Raw genomic sequence first — 16,837 nt, 5'->3', positions numbered from 1 at the left:
GCAGCGCCGAGACGCCTGAGCCTGGCGCTTGAGTGCGGCAGGTCAGTGGAGTATGGATGAGCCATGGCACTTTGCCTGTGGGCAGGACAGGATGCCGCAGCCGGGGCTTATAGCCACCAGGCCAACACCGCTGGCAACCAGGCGAAAGACAGCACCGTCGAGCACATCACCAGGTTGGCTACCTGTTCGGGTGACCGGTTGGCGCGCACCGCCAACAGATAGTTGAACACCGCCACCGGCATGGAAGACTGCACCACCAGCACCGCACGCTCCAACGATTCCAGGCCCAGCGCAGTACCCACGCCCCACCCCACTGCCGCCCCCAGCGCGATGCGCAGACCACCCAGTAACAGGCCACTGCCCACGTGGTGCAGGCGGATGCTGGCCAGGGACACGCCCAAGGTGAGCAACATCAAGGGGATGGTCATGCCGCCGAGCAGGTCCGCGGTGTTGGCCAGCCAGCGCGGCAGCTCCAGGTCCAGGAAGATGATCGGCAGGGCCCCGGCCAGGCTGATCACGATCGGGTTGCGCAGCAGGGCCTTGAACGACGCGCTGGCCCCGGACATGGCGATGCCTAAGGTGAACTGGAAGATCGACAAGGTCAGAAAGAACGCCACCGCCAGCGCCAGGCCATGTTCGCCGAAGGCGTACAGGCTGATCGGCAAGCCCATGTTGCCGGTGTTGGGGAACATGAATGCCGGCATCAGCACGCGCCAATGCTGGCCCGAAGCGCGGCTGACGAGAAACCCGGCCAGCGCCATGCCCAACATGCACAGCACGCACGCGACGGCCATGCTGGTGAAGGCTGCGGGGTCCAGTTGCGTGCGGCTGAGGGTCGAGAGCACCAGTGATGGGGTGCCGACCGTCATGACGATGCGGGCGATGAATTCGGTGGGGTAGTCCAGACCACGGCGGGCCCAGCCATAGCCGATGCCGGCAACGATGAAGACAGGCGCCAGGACGGCGAACAGCGAAGCCAGCATGAAGCGGATCCCCCAGAAGTCGAAGCGACATTATGCGGTTTTCCTCCCAGAACGGTGAAAACGCGTTGGCCTATACCCGGTCCGGTGCGGCTTCTGGTCGCAGGGCCCGGCCACCGCCCAGGCTTTAGAATCGCGCCTCCTTTTCGCCCCCGGCCATGCCGTCATTGCAGACGGTTGAGCCGCACCTCGCTCGCACCGACAGCCAGGCATACCCGCGCAGCCCTTGCGCCCACCGAAAAGGCATACTTTCGGCGTTTTCCAACTAGAGGTAACTATGTCTCCGCGTTTGCTGGCCATGGCGCTGGCACCCCTGCTCGGGCTGTTCATCATTGCCCTGGGCAACGGCTTCCTGTCCTCCCTCACCACGTTGCGCCTGGGCTCGGCCGGCGAATCGGCCACCATGATCGGCATCGTCTCGTCGGCCTACTTCATCGGCCTGACACTCGGGGCGATCTTCAACGACCGGTTGATCCTGCGCATTGGTCATATTCGTGCCTACACCAGCTTCGCCTCGCTGATCGCCGCGACCATCCTGCTGCAGGGCCTGTTCTACGACACCACCTGGTGGTTCGCTTTGCGCCTGATCAACGGCTGGGCTGCGGTCGGTGTGTTCCTGGTCATCGAGAGCTGGCTGCTGCTGGCCGGCGATCCAAAGATACGTGGCCGTCTGCTGGCGCTGTACATGATCGCCTTCTACGGCGCCGGGGTCCTGGCCCAGGCGACGCTGGGCGAAGTCACCGGCTGGGGCGAGACCGCACCGTTCATGGTCGCCGGCATGCTCGCCACCCTGTCGGTGCTGCCGATCGTGATTCTGCCGCGGGTCTCGCCACTGCTCGATCAGGTCGAACCGCTCAAACCGCGCCAGCTCCTGGGCATCGCCCCGACCGGCTTGGTCGGCTGCTTTGGCTCGGGCGTGGCCATCGCCGGGATCTACGCCCTGCTGCCGCTGTACCTGCAACGCATCGGCCTGGACGTAGGCGAGGTGGGCAACATGATGGCCTGGGTGATCCTCGGCGCCATGTTGCTGCAATATCCTGTTGGGCGTTGGTCGGACCGCAAGGACCGGCAAAGCGTGCTGGTCGCCCTGGCGGCGATGTGCACCGTGCTGTCGGTGGTGATCGTTCTGCTGCCGGCTGAGTCGCAGTGGTTGCCAGCGATGCTGTTCTTGCTCGGCGGCGGCGTATTCGCCTTGTACCCGGTGGCGGTCAGCAGCGCGGCCGACCGTGCCCCAGCCGATGCGCTGGTGCCCATGATCCAAGGCCTGCTGCTGATCAACTCGCTGGGCTCGTCGATGGCCCCGCTGGCGATCTCTCCGGTGATGAACGTCTACGGCGAGACGGGGCTGTTCTGGGCCTTTGCGGTGATCAACCTGGCGATGGTGGGTTTCTTCCTGTGGCGCCGCGGCAAGCGCCCGGCCCCGGAACATCCCGCGCCCTTCGCGCCGACGGCCACCTTTTCGCCCACCGGCGCCGAGCTGCGGGTGACCGAGGAGCTGATGCATGCGGCCCAGGAGCATCCGCCGATGGGCGAGACAGCGAACGGCGAGACCCCGTCGTCGCGCACAGAACCCTCCTCCTGATGGGCTGACCGGGCAAGGCCCTGTGGGAGTGTCAGGCCGAAGCTCCCACTTATCCCTTCTCCCCTTACCATCCGTCGCCTGAAGGGCACCCTGCCCCGTCTCCCATGGCCGAACGCAGGACAATCATCCCGACAGGAGATTCGCCATGGTTCGTTTCCAGCCCCTGTTCCTCGCCCTGTGCCTGGGCCTGACCACCACTGCCAGCCTGGCCGCCACCGATATGAACGGCACCGACACCCACCCCAAGGCCGACCATTCCTCCGGTGAGCATTCCCAAGGCACCACCGGGAGCCAAGGCAACAGCGTCAACGACCCTGATAGCACCCGCGATAACGACAGCACCGATACCAACTCCAGCTCTGACGTGCCCGACGGCACTACCGGAGGCTCCAATAACACCGGCGAGGCCACCGGCACCGGTGCAGGCGCCTCGGGCGGTGCCGCCGAGGATCAGGACAGCCGCTGAGCAGACGTTGGATTGGCCTGGAATAGATGCGGGGCCAAACCCGAGGATGGCATGAGGTGCTGACCTGGATCGTGTGGGGGGTTCAACCGCCAAGAGGCCACCTCAGGCCGCTCCGCAAGGGTCACCGCCAGTAGCGCGGGTCGTCCACCACCTGTTCATGGGCCTGGAACAACACCGGCAACTGCTCCTTGAGAAAATCCAGCCAGGTGCGGACCTTGGCGTCCAGGTAATGCCGCGACGGGTAGATCGCATAGATCTCCCGCTGACGCAGCCGATGGGGCGCGAGCAATCGGCACAGGCGGCCTTGCTCGATGGCCTGGGTAGCTGAGTAATACGGCAACAGGCCGATGCCCATGCCAAGCTCCGTCGCCTTGAGCATGGCGTCTGCCACATTGGTCAGGAAGGTGTCCTGGGGCACGATCACGCAAGGGTCTGCCCCTTCGAACGACCAGTCCTCCTCGAACAACGGGTCCACTGTGCGCAGGCACACATGTTGGTGCAGGTCTTCCGGGCGCTGAGGCACGCCATGACGTGCCAGGTAATCGGGCGAAGCGCAGAGAATGCTGTGGATGCTGCCCAGGGGGATGGCGATCAGTTGCGAGTCCGGCAGGCCCTGGCCGATGGCGATCACCACGTCCTGGCCGTCCGCCAGCGGGTCCGGGTTGCGCTGGGACAACGTGAGTTCCATGACCACTTCCGGGCAGGTGGCGTTGTAGCGGGCCACCAGCGGCATCATCAACAGCCCCAGACCATGAGTGCAATGCAGGCGCAATCGACCACGGGGGGTGAGGTGGGCTCCGCGTGCCTCGTCCATGGCTTCTTCGGTCAGCAGCATGATCTGCCGCGAGCGCTCGAGGAACCGCTCGCCCGCCTCGCTCATGCGCAGACGCCGGGTGGTGCGGTGCAGCAGGCGGGTCTGCAGCTGGTTTTCCAGTTCCGCGACGATCCTCGACACCTGTGCGGCAGAAATGTCCAGGGCGTTGGCGGCGGCGGCGAAACTGCCGCATTCCACAACCCGGGCGAAGGTTCGCATGGCGTGCAGCATGTCCATGATGTGTCTTTCCCTGTGACCTATTCGTGCATTCGAGGCAGGAATCTATCACGGATCAGAGTCTTTATTGGCGATACCCAAGAAACACATCATGAGTCAACGCCAAACGAGAACATCGCCATGAAACCTTCGATCGCCTTCTTCACCTTGTTCGCCGCTCTGGCTTCGTTCGGTGCCGTCGCCGATCCTGCCAACAGCCAGCCCGTAGCGGCCACCAGCGAGACCTATGAATACGGGATGCCCTTGGATGTGGCCAAGGTGATTTCCATCACCCCGGCGAGCAATGCGGCCGATTGCGCGGTGGGCACCGCCCATATGGTCTACATCGATCACCAGGGCCAGACCCACAAGGTCGACTACCGGGAAATGGGCAACTGCTCGCAGCTGTAACAGGAATTACGCCAGCAACTGCTCGATCCAGCGCACCTGTCGAGCCACTTCCTGGGCCTTTTGTGTCGGCACCGCCTGCCGGGCACGGGCGAAGTGGGCCATGACCCGCTGCTTGCGTTGCAGGTTCAGGCCCCATTTGGCCAGAAACGCAGGGCTGCGCTCCTGCATCAACAACGGCCCGAAATACAACTCCTCTGGGGAGTACGCTACCGCCTGACACGGTTCGGCCACGATGATCTCGTAGGTGAACCCGTTTTCCTCAAGCAACTCCTCGCAAACGATACGGTAGTCGTTTTCCATCAACCACTCGCGCAGGGTGCCTTCACGCACGTTCGGCTGCAGGATCAACCGCTCCTTGCCGCTCAGGCGATGCTTGCCCCGCTCGAGGATCTCGCGGATCTTCTCCCCGCCCATGCCACACAGGCTGATGGCGTCGATGCGATCCTGTGGCTCGATGGCTTCCAGACCGTCGGCCAGGCGCACGGTGATCGCCTGCTCCAGGCCGTTCTTGCGCACCTTGCGCTGGGCCGAGCGAAACGGCGTCATCGCCGCCTCGCCGGCCACGGCGGCTTCGATACGGCCACGCAGCATCAGCGCCACCGGCAGGTAGCCGTGGTCTGAGCCGATATCGGCCAGGCGTGCCCCAGCCGGCACATGGGCGGCCACGCGCTCCAGGCGCATCGACAATGTCTGTTCGTTCAACCCTTGCCCCTTTTCGCATCAATCGACCGGCGCCAGTGGCCGGTTCGGGGCGCGATTCTGACGAGCAATGCCCGGCATTTCAAATACCGCCGACCAGAGCCACCGCTCGACCCGCCTGGGCCGCTCGCGTAGGCTTGCTGGTTTCCTTCCGTTGCAAGGCAAATACCCTCATGGCAAACGTAGACATCACCTTCATCCCGGACCCGGACCCGGAGTCCATTTCCTCCGACGTCGCGGATTTTCGCGGCCTGCTGGTCACCACCCAGATCCCGACCCGCGCCGACGGCAGCCTGGAGCTTGGCGGCATCGTCGAGCAGAGCGAATGCACACTCCAAGCGCTCAAGGACGCCCTGGAGCGCGCCGGCAGCTCCATGGACCGCGTACTGCACCTGACCATCTACCTGACCGACATGGCCGATCGCCCGGCGTTCAACGAGGTGTACCAGCGTTTCTTCGCCAAGCCTTGGCCTGTGCGCGCGGCGGTTGGCGTGGCGGCCCTGGCGGTCGAGGGGATGCGGGTGGAAGTCACGGCAATGGCAGCCAAGGCCTGAGCCGGTCCTCAAAGCCGGGCGTCATTAAAGCCCTGCCTCCCACACGGGTCGCGCCAGGCCCTGTGGGAGCGGGTTTACCCGCGAATGCGGTCGCGAAATCACCGACGCACCTGCGGATTGCCCAGCGCCCCACCACACGGGGCACGCCATCGGACAGCCGATGGATGCCCCCGGGCCATTTCACCGGTACAATGCGCGCCTTGACCGTGACAGCCCGACCCTAACGACATGTCCCTCCCAAAGAATCACCTGGAACTGCTCAGCCCCGCCCGTGACGTGGCCATCGCCCGCGAAGCGATCCTGCACGGCGCTGACGCCATCTATATCGGCGGCCCGAGCTTTGGCGCCCGCCACAACGCGTGCAACGAAGTCAGCGATATCGCCGAGCTGGTGGAGTTCGCCCACCGCTACCACGCGCGCGTCTTCACCACCATCAACACCATCCTGCATGACAACGAGCTCGAACCTGCCCGCCAGCTGATCCACCAGCTGTACGATGCAGGCGTCGATGCGCTGATCGTCCAGGATTTGGGGGTGATGGAGCTGGACATCCCACCGATCGAGCTGCACGCCAGCACCCAGACCGACATCCGCACCCTGGAGCGGGCCAAGTTCCTCGACCAGGCCGGCTTCTCCCAACTGGTCTTGGCACGCGAGCTGAACCTGCAGCAGATCCGCGCCATCGCCAGCGAAACCGACGCGGCCATCGAGTTCTTCATCCATGGCGCCCTGTGCGTGGCCTTCTCCGGCCAGTGCAACATCTCCCACGCCCAGACCGGGCGCAGCGCCAACCGTGGCGACTGCTCCCAGGCTTGCCGCCTGCCCTACACCCTCAAGGATGACCAGGGCCGCGTGGTAGCGTTCGAGAAGCACCTGCTATCGATGAAGGACAACAACCAGACCGCCAACCTGCGCGACTTGGTCGATGCCGGCGTGCGTTCGTTCAAGATCGAAGGCCGCTACAAGGACATGGGCTATGTGAAGAACATCACCGCCCACTATCGCAAGGAACTCGACGCCATCCTCGAGGACCGCCCGGACCTGGCCCGCGCCTCCAGCGGTCGCACCGAGCATTTCTTCGTGCCGGATCCGGACAAAACCTTCCACCGCGGCAGCACCGATTACTTCGTAACCGACCGCAAGATCGACATTGGCGCCTTCGACTCGCCCACCTTCACCGGCTTGCCGGTGGGCGTGGTGGAAAAAGTCGGCAAGCGCGACCTATACGTGTTCACCGAGGTGCCGCTGACCAACGGCGACGGCCTCAACGTGCTGGTCAAGCGTGAGGTGGTGGGCTTTCGTGCCAACATCGCAGAACCCAAAGGTGAATTCGAAGAGGACGGCCAGAAGCGCTATCGCTACCGCGTCGAGCCCAACGAAATGCCCGAAGGCCTGCACAAGCTGCGCCCGAACCATCCGCTCTCGCGCAACCTGGACCACAACTGGCAACAGGCGCTGCAACGCACCTCCGCCGAACGTCGTGTGGGCGTCGAGTGGCACGCCGTGCTGCGCGAACAGCGCCTGGCGCTGACCGCCACCAGCGAAGAAGGCGTCAGCGTGCAGGTCGCCCTGGACGGCCCGTTCGGCGAAGCCAACAAGCCCCAGCAGGCCTTGGACCAATTGCATGATTTGCTCGGTCAACTGGGCACCACCCAGTACTACGCCCATGCCATCGAGCTGGACGCCCCGCAGGCGTACTTCATCCCCAACTCGCAGCTCAAGGCCTTGCGCCGCGAAGCCATCGAGGCGCTGACCGAGGCGCGGGTCAAGGCCCACCCCCGTGGCGGGCGCAAAGCCGAGACCACACCGCCACCGGTGTATCCGGAGGCGCATCTGTCGTTCTTGGCCAACGTCTACAACCAGAAGGCCCGCGACTTCTATCATCGTCACGGGGTCAAGCTGATCGATGCCGCCTTCGAGGCGCACGAAGAGCACGGCGAGGTGCCGGTGATGATCACCAAGCACTGCCTGCGCTTCTCCTTCAACCTGTGCCCCAAGCAGGCCAAGGGCGTCACCGGCGTACGCACCAAGGTCGCGCCGATGCAGCTGGTGCATGGCGATGAAGTGCTGACCCTGAAGTTCGACTGCAAGCCCTGCGAGATGCATGTGATCGGCAAGATGAAAGACCACATCATCGACCTGCCAAGCCCGGGCAGCGCCGTAGCCCAGGTGGTCGGACACATCAGCCCGGAAGACCTGCTCAAGACCATCCCGCGCGCACCGCACTGATGACGAAACCGGGGGCCCTGTGCCCCCTTTTTCGTGCCCGCTCACGACGCTTCGAAATTGGTACTGTGGTACACCAAATACCACTGTAAATGATAATACCTATCAGTTAAGATCCGCAGCTCCCGCCCTCCCTAGGATCGTGCTGTCGATGCGTCGTACGTTCGTTTCTCTCTGCCTGATTCCCGCTATTTCTCCCGTTGCCCTGGCCGACTCGCAGGCCTCGCCTGCTCTTGAGTTGCAAGCGGTCAACATCGATGCCACCAGCGACCTGGAGCGCGCCGACGGTCCGGTGATCGGCTACAAGGCTACGCGCTCAGCCAGTGCCACACGCACGGACACCGCGCTGCACGAGACGCCTCAATCGATCAGCGTGGTACCCAGCGATGTGCTGCAAGACGCCGCCGCCACCCGCTTGCAGGATGGGCTGGACTATGCCGGTGGTGTGGGACGAGCCAACAACTTCGGCGGCCAGGGCCTGACCACCTTCACCGTGCGCGGCTTTACCACTGGCGAGTTCTACCGCAATGGTTTCCCCATCAACCGCGGCTACCCCAACGCGCCGGATGCCAACACCGTCGAGCGTCTGGAGATCCTGCGCGGCCCGGCGACCAGCCTGTACGGCCGTGGCGATCCCGGTGGCACGTTCAACGTGGTCAGCAAGCAGCCGCTGGCCGACCCCAAAGTCACCTTGGGCAGCCAGTTCGATGACCAAGGGATGCACCGCGCCACCCTGGATGCCACCGGTCCGCTCGACGAGGAAGGCCGCCTGGCCTATCGCCTGAACGTACTCGGCGAAGGCGGCGAGACCTTCCGCGACGACGTGCAGACCGAGCGCTACGACGTCGCACCCGTGCTCAGCTGGCAGGTCAACGACACCACACGCATCGTCTTCGAAGGCGATTTCATGCGCAACAACCACCCTCTGGACCGCGGGCTGACACGCTTTGCCAATCAGCGCGACCGAGCTTCGCGCGATACCAACGTCTGGGAAAAAGGCTCCGACAACCTGCTGCACAACGACAACAACATGGCCCAGCTGCGCTTCGAGCATCAGCTCAACGAGGACTGGACCCTGGGCGGTGGCATGCAGTGGCTCGACGGCACGCTCAAGGGCAATGCGGTGGAAGCCAATGAACTGCAAGCCGATGGCCGTACCCTCGGGCGCAATTTCAGCTATCGGAAACTGCAATGGACCGATCGGGACTACCAGCTCAACCTGACCGGGCACTTTGAAACCGCAGGTTACGCCCATACCTTGCTGACCGGCATCGAATACGAAGACTACGACTACCAATCCATCATCCGGCGCTCGGCCAAAGGCAGCACGGCCTACCCGATCGACCTGTTCGATCCAGTCTTGGGCCAGCCACGCCCTGCCCTCACCCGCACCACTACCGACGACAAGGAAAACCTCAAGACCTGGGCAGCGTTCATCCAGGACCAGGTGGCCCTCACCGACCGCCTCAAGGCCCTGGCGGGCTTGCGTTTCGAGCGATTCGAACACCAGTACGACAACTACCTGCCGGGCGCTGCTGACTGGACCGCCGCCGATAACGCCGTCACCCCTCGTCTGGGTCTGATGTACGACCTGACCGACACGCTCGCCGTCTACGCCAACACCGCCCGCTCGTTCAAGCCCAATAGCGGTGCCAGCCGCCAAGGCCAGGGCTTCGACCCGGAAAAAGGCAAGTCGTACGAGGTGGGTGTGAAGTGGGAGGCGTTGGATCGCCAGTTGAGCGTCGATGCGGCGATCTACCACATCGTCAAGGAAAACGTCCTGGCCAACGACCCGCTGGACCCCACCGGCACCTACAAGGTGGCCGCCGGCAAAGTACGCAGCCGCGGCCTGGACATCACCGTGGCCGGCAATCTCACCCCCGAGTGGCGGATGATCGGTGGCTATGCCTACGTCGATGCCGAAGTGACCAAGGACACCAGCCTGCCGACCGGCACCCGCCTGGCCAACATTCCGCGCAACAGCTTCAGCCTGCTCAACACCTATGAGTTCCAGGACGGTGGCCTCAAAGGGCTGGGCCTGGGCATGGGCGTGAAGTACGTGGACGACCGCGCCGGCCAGACCGCGCCGCAGACCTACACCATGGAGCAGTACACCGTGGTCGACCTGCTGAGCTTCTATCAGGTCAACGAGCACGTACGACTGAACCTGGACCTGAAGAACCTGTTCAACAAGGAATACGACGAAGGCGCCTTCAACAACTACGTCTACCCCGGTGCGCCACGTACCGTGCAGGCCGGCGTAAGCTACACCTTCTGATCGACCGGTTCCCTCATCTGCAGTAGCGCACGTTATCGACAGGATCGGTTCGAGCCGCGAAGGGGCCGCGAAGCGGCCCCCTTTCACGCTGCCGACGGCTTACAGCAAGCCCAAACCCCGCGCCGTGCGGTCCACGGCACTCTTGGTCTTGGCCACCAGCTCATCGATATCGCCACGGCTGGCGACCAAGGCCGGGGCCATGATCATCCGGCCCAGGGTCGACCGGATGATGACGCCTTCCTCGAAACCATAGGTCCGGCACTGCCAGGCCAGGTCGTTCTCGTTGGCGTAGCGCTTGCGGGTGGCCTTGTCCTCGGCGAACTGCAACGCCGCGACCAGGCCGGCGCCCTGGATCTCGCCAATCAGCGGGTGATCACCGAACACCTCGCGCAAGCAACGCTGCAGGTACGGGCCGGTGTCGTCCTTGACCTGACGCACGATGCCTTCATCGCGCAGAGCCTTGAGGTTGGCAATGGCCACGGCCGCCGCCACCGGGTGACCGGAGTAGGTCAGGCCATGGGCGAACACCCCGCCGCGCTCCACCAGCGCCTCGGCGATGCGCTTGCTCAGCACCAGGCCGCCCATGGGCACGTAGCCAGAGGTCAGGCCCTTGGCGATGGACAGGGTGTCCGGCTGGAAGCCGAAGTGCTGATGGGCGAACCACTCGCCGGTACGACCAAAGCCACCGATCACTTCGTCGGCGCACAGCAGCACGTCGTACTGGCGGCAAATGCGCTGGATTTCCGGCCAGTAGCTCTCTGGCGGGAAGATCATGCCGCCGGCGCCCTGGAACGGTTCGGCGATAAAACCTGCAACGTTCTCGGCGCCCAGTTCGAGGATCTTTTCCTCCAGTTGCAGGGCGCAGCGACGACCGAACTCGGCAGGGGTCAGATCGCCGCCTTCGGCGTACCAGTACGGCTCGTCGATGTGCGCGACATCCGGGATCAGCCCGCCCATCTCGTGCATGAACTTCATGCCGCCCAGGGCCGTGGCGGCCAGGGTCGAGCCGTGATAGCCGTTCCAGCGGCCGATCATGATCTTCTTCTCAGGCTTGCCCATCACCTGCCAGTAGCGGCGCACGGTGCGGATCAGCACTTCGTTGGATTCGGAGCCGGAGTTGGTGTAGATGGCATGGCTGTAGTGCCCCGGCAGTAGGCTGAACAGCAGTTCGGATAACTCGATCACCGCCGGATGGGTGGTGTGGAAGAACATGTTGTAGTACGGCAACTGGTCCATCTGTGCGGCGGCGGCAGCGGTCAGGTCCTTGCGGCCATAGCCCAGCTGGGTGCACCACAGGCCGGACATGCCGTCCAGGTAGCGCTTGCCGTCGTTGTCCCACAGGTGCAGACCTTCACCCCGCACGATGACCCGCGGGCCTTCGGCGTTCAGCGCCTTCTGGTCGAGGAAGGCATGGATGTGGTGGGCGGCATCGGCGTTCTGGTAGTCGCGTGTTTCGCGTTGTGGCTGGAAAGGTGCGTTCATTGTTGTTCTCCGTAGAAATATCAGCGCAGCTGGAACCAGGTGGTTTTCAGTTGGGTGTACTTGTCGAACGAATGCAGCGAGAGGTCGCGGCCGAAGCCGGACTGGCGGCCGCCACCGAACGGCACCACCACATCCAAGGCATCGACGGTGTTGACCGACACGGTGCCTGCCTTCAGACGCCGGGCCACACGGTGGGCGCGGTTGAGGTCATCGCTCCATACCGAGGCGGCCAGGCCATAGATGCTGTCATTGGCCAGGCGCAGGGCCTGCTCTTCGTCCTCGAAGGTGCTGACCGCCAGCACCGGGCCGAAGACCTCCTCGCGGGCCAACGCCATGTCGGCGCTCACGCCGGTGAATATCGTCGGTGCGATGAAGTTGTCCGAGCCGTTGATGCTCAGGCGCTGGCCACCGCACAGCAGACGTGCACCGTCGGCCTTGGCTTGGTCGATGGCCGCACTGATGCGTGCGCTTTGCCCGGCATCGACGATGGCCCCGGCGCGGCTGGCCGGATCCAAGGGGTCGCCCGGCATCCAGTCGCGGGCTTTGGCCAGCAAGCGTTCGACGAACTCGTCGTGGATCGAGCGCTGCACGTAGAGGCGCGAGTTGGCCGAACAGACTTCGCCTTGGTTGAAGAAGATGCCGAAGGCTGCCTTTTCCGCCGCCAGGTCCAGGTCGCGGCAGTCCTCGAACACCAGGTTCGGGCTCTTGCCGCCACATTCGAGCCAGACCTGCTTGAGGTTCGATTGCGCCGAGTACTGCATGAAGTACTTGCCCACCTGCGTGGAGCCTGTGAACACCAGGCAGTCCACATCCGGGTGCAGGCCCAGGGCTTTACCGGCCTGCTCGCCAAGGCCTGTCACCACGTTGAGCACCCCTTCCGGCAGGCCGGCCTCCAAGGCCAGTTCAGCCAGGCGCAGGGCAGAGAACGGCGACTGCTCGGCGGGCTTTAACACCACGCTGTTGCCGGCCGCCAAGGCCGGCGCGACTTTCCAGGCGGCCATGTCCAAGGGGAAGTTCCAGGGCACCACCGCCCCCACCACCCCAAGGGCTTCGCGGGTGACGGTGGCCAGCGCGTTGCCTGCGGTCGGCGCCACCTGGTCGTAAAGCTTGTCCAGGGCCTCGCCATACCACGCAAAGACGTGCGCCGCACCCGGTACATCGATGGTGTAGGCGTCCATGACCGGTTTGCCCATGTTCAGCGAATCGAGCAGGGCCAGTTCCTCGCGGTGGGCCAGCATCAACTCGGCCAGGCGCAGCAGGATGCGTTTGCGGGCCGTGGGCGCCATGCGGGCCCAGGGGCCTTGCTCGAAGGCCCGACGGGCAGAGCGCACCGCCTGATCGACCTCAAGCTCGCCACAGGCGGCAACCTTGGCCAATAGCTGGTTAGTGGCCGGGTTGATGGCCTCGAAGGTCGCGCCCGAGCAGGCAGCCACGCGGCGGCCGTCGATCAACGCGGTGTCGATGAAGCTTTGTTGCGCAGCGCGCTGCTGCCAATCGCTCAATGTATGCACGCAGGACTCCCTTGCGACCGCCTGGGCGGCCGCTGGTTATGGTTGTAGGTGGGGTGATGCGGTAGGCCGGTCAGCGCCTTCGCAGGTAACTTTCCAGCGGATCCTTGCTCAAGCCTTCCTGAGCCTGGGCCAACGAATCGATGAACAACGAGAACAGCTCGGACTGCTTGGCGATGTCCAGCTTGGTGTAGAGGTTCTTGCGGTGGGTCTTGACCGTGTCTTCGCTGATACCCAACCGTTCCGACAGCGAGCGGGTCGAGTGGCCGCGCAGCAAGTATTGGGCGACCCGGCATTCGCGCTCGGTCAGCAGGGAGGAACCGAAATTGTTCAGGGCGGCGTTGATCTGCCGGCCCAGGGCGCTTTCGAAGCGTCCGCCCAGGCTGTCGGCATCCAGCTGGCCCCAGTGCCGGCGCACGACCGCCACCACCCACGGGGCGATGCGTTTGAGGTCGGTGACCTGCGCCGCGCTCAGGCGCCGGGTGCTGCCCAGGGCCACGGCGATGGTCAGTTGCGCATCGAGCGGGACGATGTAGTTGAGTTCGTCCTCAAGGTGCGCGTGCTGGTAGAACGACAGGTAGTACTCGCTGCGCTTGAAGTGGTCCGGTGCCACGTCGCTCAGGCGATAGCAGCCAGGGGCCAGCCCTTCCATGCAGGCGCGGTAGAACGGGCACAGCAGGTAATAACCTTCGAGGTACTTCTGCACGTTGCCTTCAGGCAACCAAGGGCCCTCTTCGTCTTTCTCGAACAAGGCCGAAGGCAGACCTTTGCGTGGGTAGAGGAACACTGTGATGGCCTGGCATTGGGCCAGGCAGTTGAGCGCGCCGAACAGCGCTTCGACGAAGCCTGGCGTGCCGATGGCCTCGATGACACGGGCCATCTGCTCGTACCAGTCGGGCGATTTCAGCTGGTCTTTGCTCATGTCTCAGGTCCCCGCCAGGGTTGTTGTACGTGTTCGTGGCTGGCTGGGATTGTTTCACGCGCTGACCAGGGCGACCATCACCCTTCGGGGTGAGCTGCCGTTCGTACCGCCGCAGTGAACGCATCCCTCGGCCCACGAACCTAATGCCAGGCAAGCCAACCCGTCTCGGAGGCCAGTCATGGCAGATCCCAAGCAGCCCAATGATCCCGATCCCTATGTGGACAACATCCCTCACAATCCCGGAGAACCGGTGCCACCACCGGAGAAGGAGGCCCCCGACTGGCCGGAAGGCCAGGTCCCCCCAGAAGAGCAGTCCGATGGCTGAGCGCCGTATCGGCCCATTCGCGGGTAAACGGCCAAGCCCCACAGGACCGTTGGTCGCAGGTCCTGCACGAAAAACCGATCGCACTCGTCCCATCAAGGCTCTCAATCCATGAGAGGTGCGGCAACGGCTTCGCCTCCACTCCTGTGTTCGGCCCGCGTTTCTGGCGGGCCCTTTTTTCGAACCCGAGGAGGTCACCATGCACACCACATTGCAGATGGGCGGCGGCAACGTCCAGGACGACTGGCCAGAACTCAACCCTGATCAGCGCAACGACCGCGCCGATGATCCCGATACCGATCCGGACCTGGAAGACGACGGCAACCGCCCCGGCGTTCCAGCCAGCGACCCTGAATCAGGAGCCTGAACGTACACGGGGCAAGCCTGTGTCCCTGCAGGTGCAGGAATGCAGACTTGCCCCGCATGGATCAGCCGCAGGTCAGGCGGTCGCCGCGTCTTCCTGGGTTGAACCAACCTCAGGTTGTCCCAGGCCATCGCCTGGGCCCGACCGCGGTACGAAGGCCGGTCCGCTGCCCGAAAGTCGCCAGCTCACGTCACTCAGGCCATAGCGCTCGGCCATGGGCCGGCTTACCTTGCGGATCTTCTCTCGGCCGAACTTCGGAATGATCCCCACCCCAGCATCGCAGCTTGCCCAATGCCAGGCCTCGGCATTGTCCATGCGCTCCAGACGGATGATGAAACTGCGCGGCTGGCCATGCAGCCGGTAGTCGATGATGTACAGCTGTGGGGTTGGCATCGTAGGGGCCCTCCTCTTCTCCATGGATGACATCCAGATGGATCAAGGTTTTGCGCGAAGATTCAAAAGATTGTCGAACAATTCCAATGAGTGGCCCGATACCTGAATCTTGCTAGGCGCTCGGTGCGGCGCCAGGCACCAGAATGACCTTTCGGCAACGCTCCTGCTGCTCATCGAACATTTCGTAGCCGCGCACCGCCTCTTCCAACGCCAGGCGATGGGTGACGATGGCTGAAGGGTCGAGCCGCCCCGCTTCGATGTGCTCGAGCAGCTCAGGCAGATAGCGCTGCACGTGGGTCTGCCCCATGCGGAAGGTCAACCCCTTGTCGAAGGCATCGCCGAACAGAAAACCGTGGATGAAGCCGGCATAGACACCCGGTACGCTCACTACGCCCCCTCGACGCACCGCCGCCATGCTCTGGCGCAGCGCCTTGCCACTGCTGCCTTCGAGTTTCAGCGCGGTGAGCACGGTCTCGGTGGTGCTGCCCTTGGCCTCGAAGCCCACCGCGTCGATGACCCCATCCACGCCACGCATGCCCGCGGTCTGGCGGATGATAGTGTCGGCCGGGTCGTCATCGTGGGTGTAGTCGATCGGAATCACGCCATAGGCCTGGCGTGCGTACTCCAGCCGATAACCGCAGCCATCGACCATAAAGATCTGCTCGACGCCCAGCAGACGTGCGCAAGCCGCCGACAGCAGGCCCACCGGCCCCGCCCCGTAGATGGCCAGGGACGCGCCCTGCCCGACCTCGGCGTTGAGAACCGCCTGCCAGGCCGTCGGCAGGATGTCCGAAAGAAACAGCACCTTATCGTCCGCCAACTGCCCCGGCACCTTGAACGGCCCGACATTGGCCTTGGGCACCCGTACGTAGTCGGCCTGGCCACCGGCCACACCGCCATAGAGGTGGCTGTAGCCGAACAAGGCCGCCCCCGGTGGAATGCTCTTTTTGTTGAGGATGGCGCCGCGTCCGGTATTGGTGGTCTCGCAGGCCGCGAACAAATCATGCTGGCAGAAGAAGCAGCTGCCGCAGGCGATCACGAAGGGAATCACCACCCGGTCGCCGGGACGCACAGCGGTCACCTCGCTGCCGACCTCCTCGACAATGCCCATGAATTCGTGGCCCAGAATGTCACCGGACTCCATCGCCGGGACTTTGCCATGATAAAGGTGCAGGTCTGAGCCACAGATTGCCGTGGCGGTCACCCGCAGCACGATGTCGTCGTTCTGCTCGATGACCGGGTCCGGTACGGTGTCGACCCGAACGTCTCCGGCGCCGTGGTAAGTGAGTGCGCGCATGCTTCAATCTCCCATCAGAACAGGAACGACCCTGGGCAAGCGGCACGTGGCTACTTGCCCAGGGTCGGTGCCCGGCAGGTACTACACCGGGCTGGAGCGGGCGTGCGTCACTGATTGCGACCGCCGCCGTGGCTGTGCTGGCCACCTTTGCGGCCGGCCTCGGAAGCGCGCTCCCGGTCGTTGGCAAAGTTGCCCCCGGAGTTCTGCCCGCCTTTGTGGCCTGCGCGGGAGGCTTTTTCGCGGTCGTTGGCGAAGTTGCCCGGGTTGGTTTCCTTGGTGCCGCCACGTTGTCCGCTGTTTTCTTGATCACGAGCCATGTCGTT

Annotated in this window: 16 protein-coding genes and 1 pseudogene; 8 read left to right on the top strand and 9 right to left on the bottom strand. The window is 64.2% G+C overall.

Annotated elements, in window-relative coordinates; translation table 11 throughout:
• Positions 1-107: 107 nt before the first annotated feature.
• A complete protein-coding gene (locus DQ397_RS12010; protein ID WP_043210750.1) occupies positions 108-983 on the bottom strand; it encodes an AEC family transporter in 876 nt (291 codons plus the stop codon).
• A 274-nt stretch (positions 984-1,257) separates the two neighbouring features.
• Here DQ397_RS12010 and DQ397_RS12005 point away from each other — a divergent pair, with 274 nt between their 5' ends.
• Both DQ397_RS12005 and DQ397_RS12000 read left to right on the top strand, forming a co-directional pair.
• Positions 1,258-2,562 carry an MFS transporter gene (locus tag DQ397_RS12005; RefSeq protein ID WP_043210748.1) on the top strand — a complete coding sequence of 435 codons (1,305 nt, stop codon included), beginning with the start codon at positions 1,258-1,260 and terminating at the stop codon, positions 2,560-2,562.
• 145 nt (positions 2,563-2,707) lie between these two features.
• Positions 2,708-3,028, top strand: coding sequence for a hypothetical protein (locus tag DQ397_RS12000; RefSeq protein ID WP_070573800.1), 321 nt, complete (start codon positions 2,708-2,710; stop codon positions 3,026-3,028).
• 121 nt (positions 3,029-3,149) lie between these two features.
• On the opposite strand, the gene DQ397_RS11995 is transcribed toward DQ397_RS12000, so the two are convergent.
• A complete protein-coding gene (locus tag DQ397_RS11995; RefSeq protein WP_043213317.1) occupies positions 3,150-4,079 on the bottom strand; it encodes a LysR family transcriptional regulator in 930 nt (309 codons plus the stop codon).
• Between the two features lie 120 nt (positions 4,080-4,199).
• Here DQ397_RS11995 and DQ397_RS11990 point away from each other — a divergent pair, with 120 nt between their 5' ends.
• Positions 4,200-4,469 (top strand): DUF2790 domain-containing protein, encoded by a 270-nt coding sequence (locus tag DQ397_RS11990; RefSeq protein ID WP_043213319.1) that lies wholly within the window; start codon positions 4,200-4,202, stop codon positions 4,467-4,469.
• A gap of 6 nt (positions 4,470-4,475) precedes the next feature.
• Here the strand turns inward: DQ397_RS11990 and DQ397_RS11985 are convergent, their stop codons facing one another.
• On the bottom strand, positions 4,476-5,171 hold the full coding sequence (locus tag DQ397_RS11985; protein WP_043213320.1) for a tRNA (adenine(22)-N(1))-methyltransferase TrmK: 696 nt from the start codon (positions 5,169-5,171) through the stop codon (positions 4,476-4,478).
• Between the two features lie 170 nt (positions 5,172-5,341).
• Here DQ397_RS11985 and DQ397_RS11980 point away from each other — a divergent pair, with 170 nt between their 5' ends.
• The 3 genes from DQ397_RS11980 (at position 5,342) to DQ397_RS11970 (ending at position 10,226) form a co-directional block, all read left to right on the top strand.
• On the top strand, positions 5,342-5,722 hold the full coding sequence (locus DQ397_RS11980; RefSeq protein WP_043213322.1) for a RidA family protein: 381 nt from the start codon (positions 5,342-5,344) through the stop codon (positions 5,720-5,722).
• A gap of 228 nt (positions 5,723-5,950) precedes the next feature.
• Complete coding sequence (locus DQ397_RS11975; RefSeq protein ID WP_043213325.1) at positions 5,951-7,951, top strand: U32 family peptidase; 2,001 nt, start codon at positions 5,951-5,953, stop codon at positions 7,949-7,951.
• Positions 7,952-8,099: 148 nt separating this feature from the next.
• Complete coding sequence (locus DQ397_RS11970) at positions 8,100-10,226, top strand: TonB-dependent siderophore receptor (RefSeq protein WP_043213326.1); 2,127 nt, start codon at positions 8,100-8,102, stop codon at positions 10,224-10,226.
• Positions 10,227-10,325: 99 nt separating this feature from the next.
• Here the strand turns inward: DQ397_RS11970 and DQ397_RS11965 are convergent, their stop codons facing one another.
• The 3 genes from DQ397_RS11965 to DQ397_RS11955 form a co-directional block, all read right to left on the bottom strand.
• Positions 10,326-11,708, bottom strand: coding sequence for an aspartate aminotransferase family protein (locus tag DQ397_RS11965; RefSeq protein WP_043213329.1), 1,383 nt, complete (start codon positions 11,706-11,708; stop codon positions 10,326-10,328).
• Positions 11,709-11,728: 20 nt separating this feature from the next.
• Entirely contained in the window at positions 11,729-13,219 is a 1,491-nt protein-coding gene (locus DQ397_RS11960) for an aldehyde dehydrogenase (protein ID WP_043213331.1), read from the bottom strand.
• 70 nt (positions 13,220-13,289) lie between these two features.
• A complete protein-coding gene (locus tag DQ397_RS11955; RefSeq protein ID WP_043213333.1) occupies positions 13,290-14,138 on the bottom strand; it encodes a helix-turn-helix transcriptional regulator in 849 nt (282 codons plus the stop codon).
• Between the two features lie 178 nt (positions 14,139-14,316).
• Between DQ397_RS11955 and DQ397_RS24510 the strand changes: the two genes are divergently transcribed.
• Entirely contained in the window at positions 14,317-14,463 is a 147-nt protein-coding gene (locus DQ397_RS24510; RefSeq protein WP_167358054.1) for a hypothetical protein, read from the top strand.
• 196 nt (positions 14,464-14,659) lie between these two features.
• Positions 14,660-14,827 carry a hypothetical protein gene (locus DQ397_RS24505; RefSeq protein ID WP_167358052.1) on the top strand — a complete coding sequence of 56 codons (168 nt, stop codon included), beginning with the start codon at positions 14,660-14,662 and terminating at the stop codon, positions 14,825-14,827.
• A gap of 72 nt (positions 14,828-14,899) precedes the next feature.
• On the opposite strand, the gene DQ397_RS11950 is transcribed toward DQ397_RS24505, so the two are convergent.
• The 3 genes and pseudogenes from DQ397_RS11950 to DQ397_RS11940 all read right to left on the bottom strand — a co-directional run.
• Positions 14,900-15,217 carry a DUF6555 family protein gene (locus tag DQ397_RS11950; RefSeq protein WP_238556631.1) on the bottom strand — a complete coding sequence of 106 codons (318 nt, stop codon included), beginning with the start codon at positions 15,215-15,217 and terminating at the stop codon, positions 14,900-14,902.
• A 112-nt stretch (positions 15,218-15,329) separates the two neighbouring features.
• Positions 15,330-16,514, bottom strand: a complete 1,185-nt coding sequence (locus tag DQ397_RS11945; protein ID WP_043213335.1) for a zinc-dependent alcohol dehydrogenase — start codon at positions 16,512-16,514, stop codon at positions 15,330-15,332.
• A gap of 107 nt (positions 16,515-16,621) precedes the next feature.
• Positions 16,622-16,777 (bottom strand): annotated as a pseudogene (locus tag DQ397_RS11940) (general stress protein); the annotation flags it as partial.
• Positions 16,778-16,837 lie beyond the last annotated feature (60 nt).

It is taken from the genome of Pseudomonas sp. CK-NBRI-02, from assembly GCF_008124495.1.
Taxonomy (GTDB): domain Bacteria; phylum Pseudomonadota; class Gammaproteobacteria; order Pseudomonadales; family Pseudomonadaceae; genus Aquipseudomonas; species Aquipseudomonas guariconensis.
This window is presented reverse-complemented; position numbering and strand designations above follow the sequence as displayed.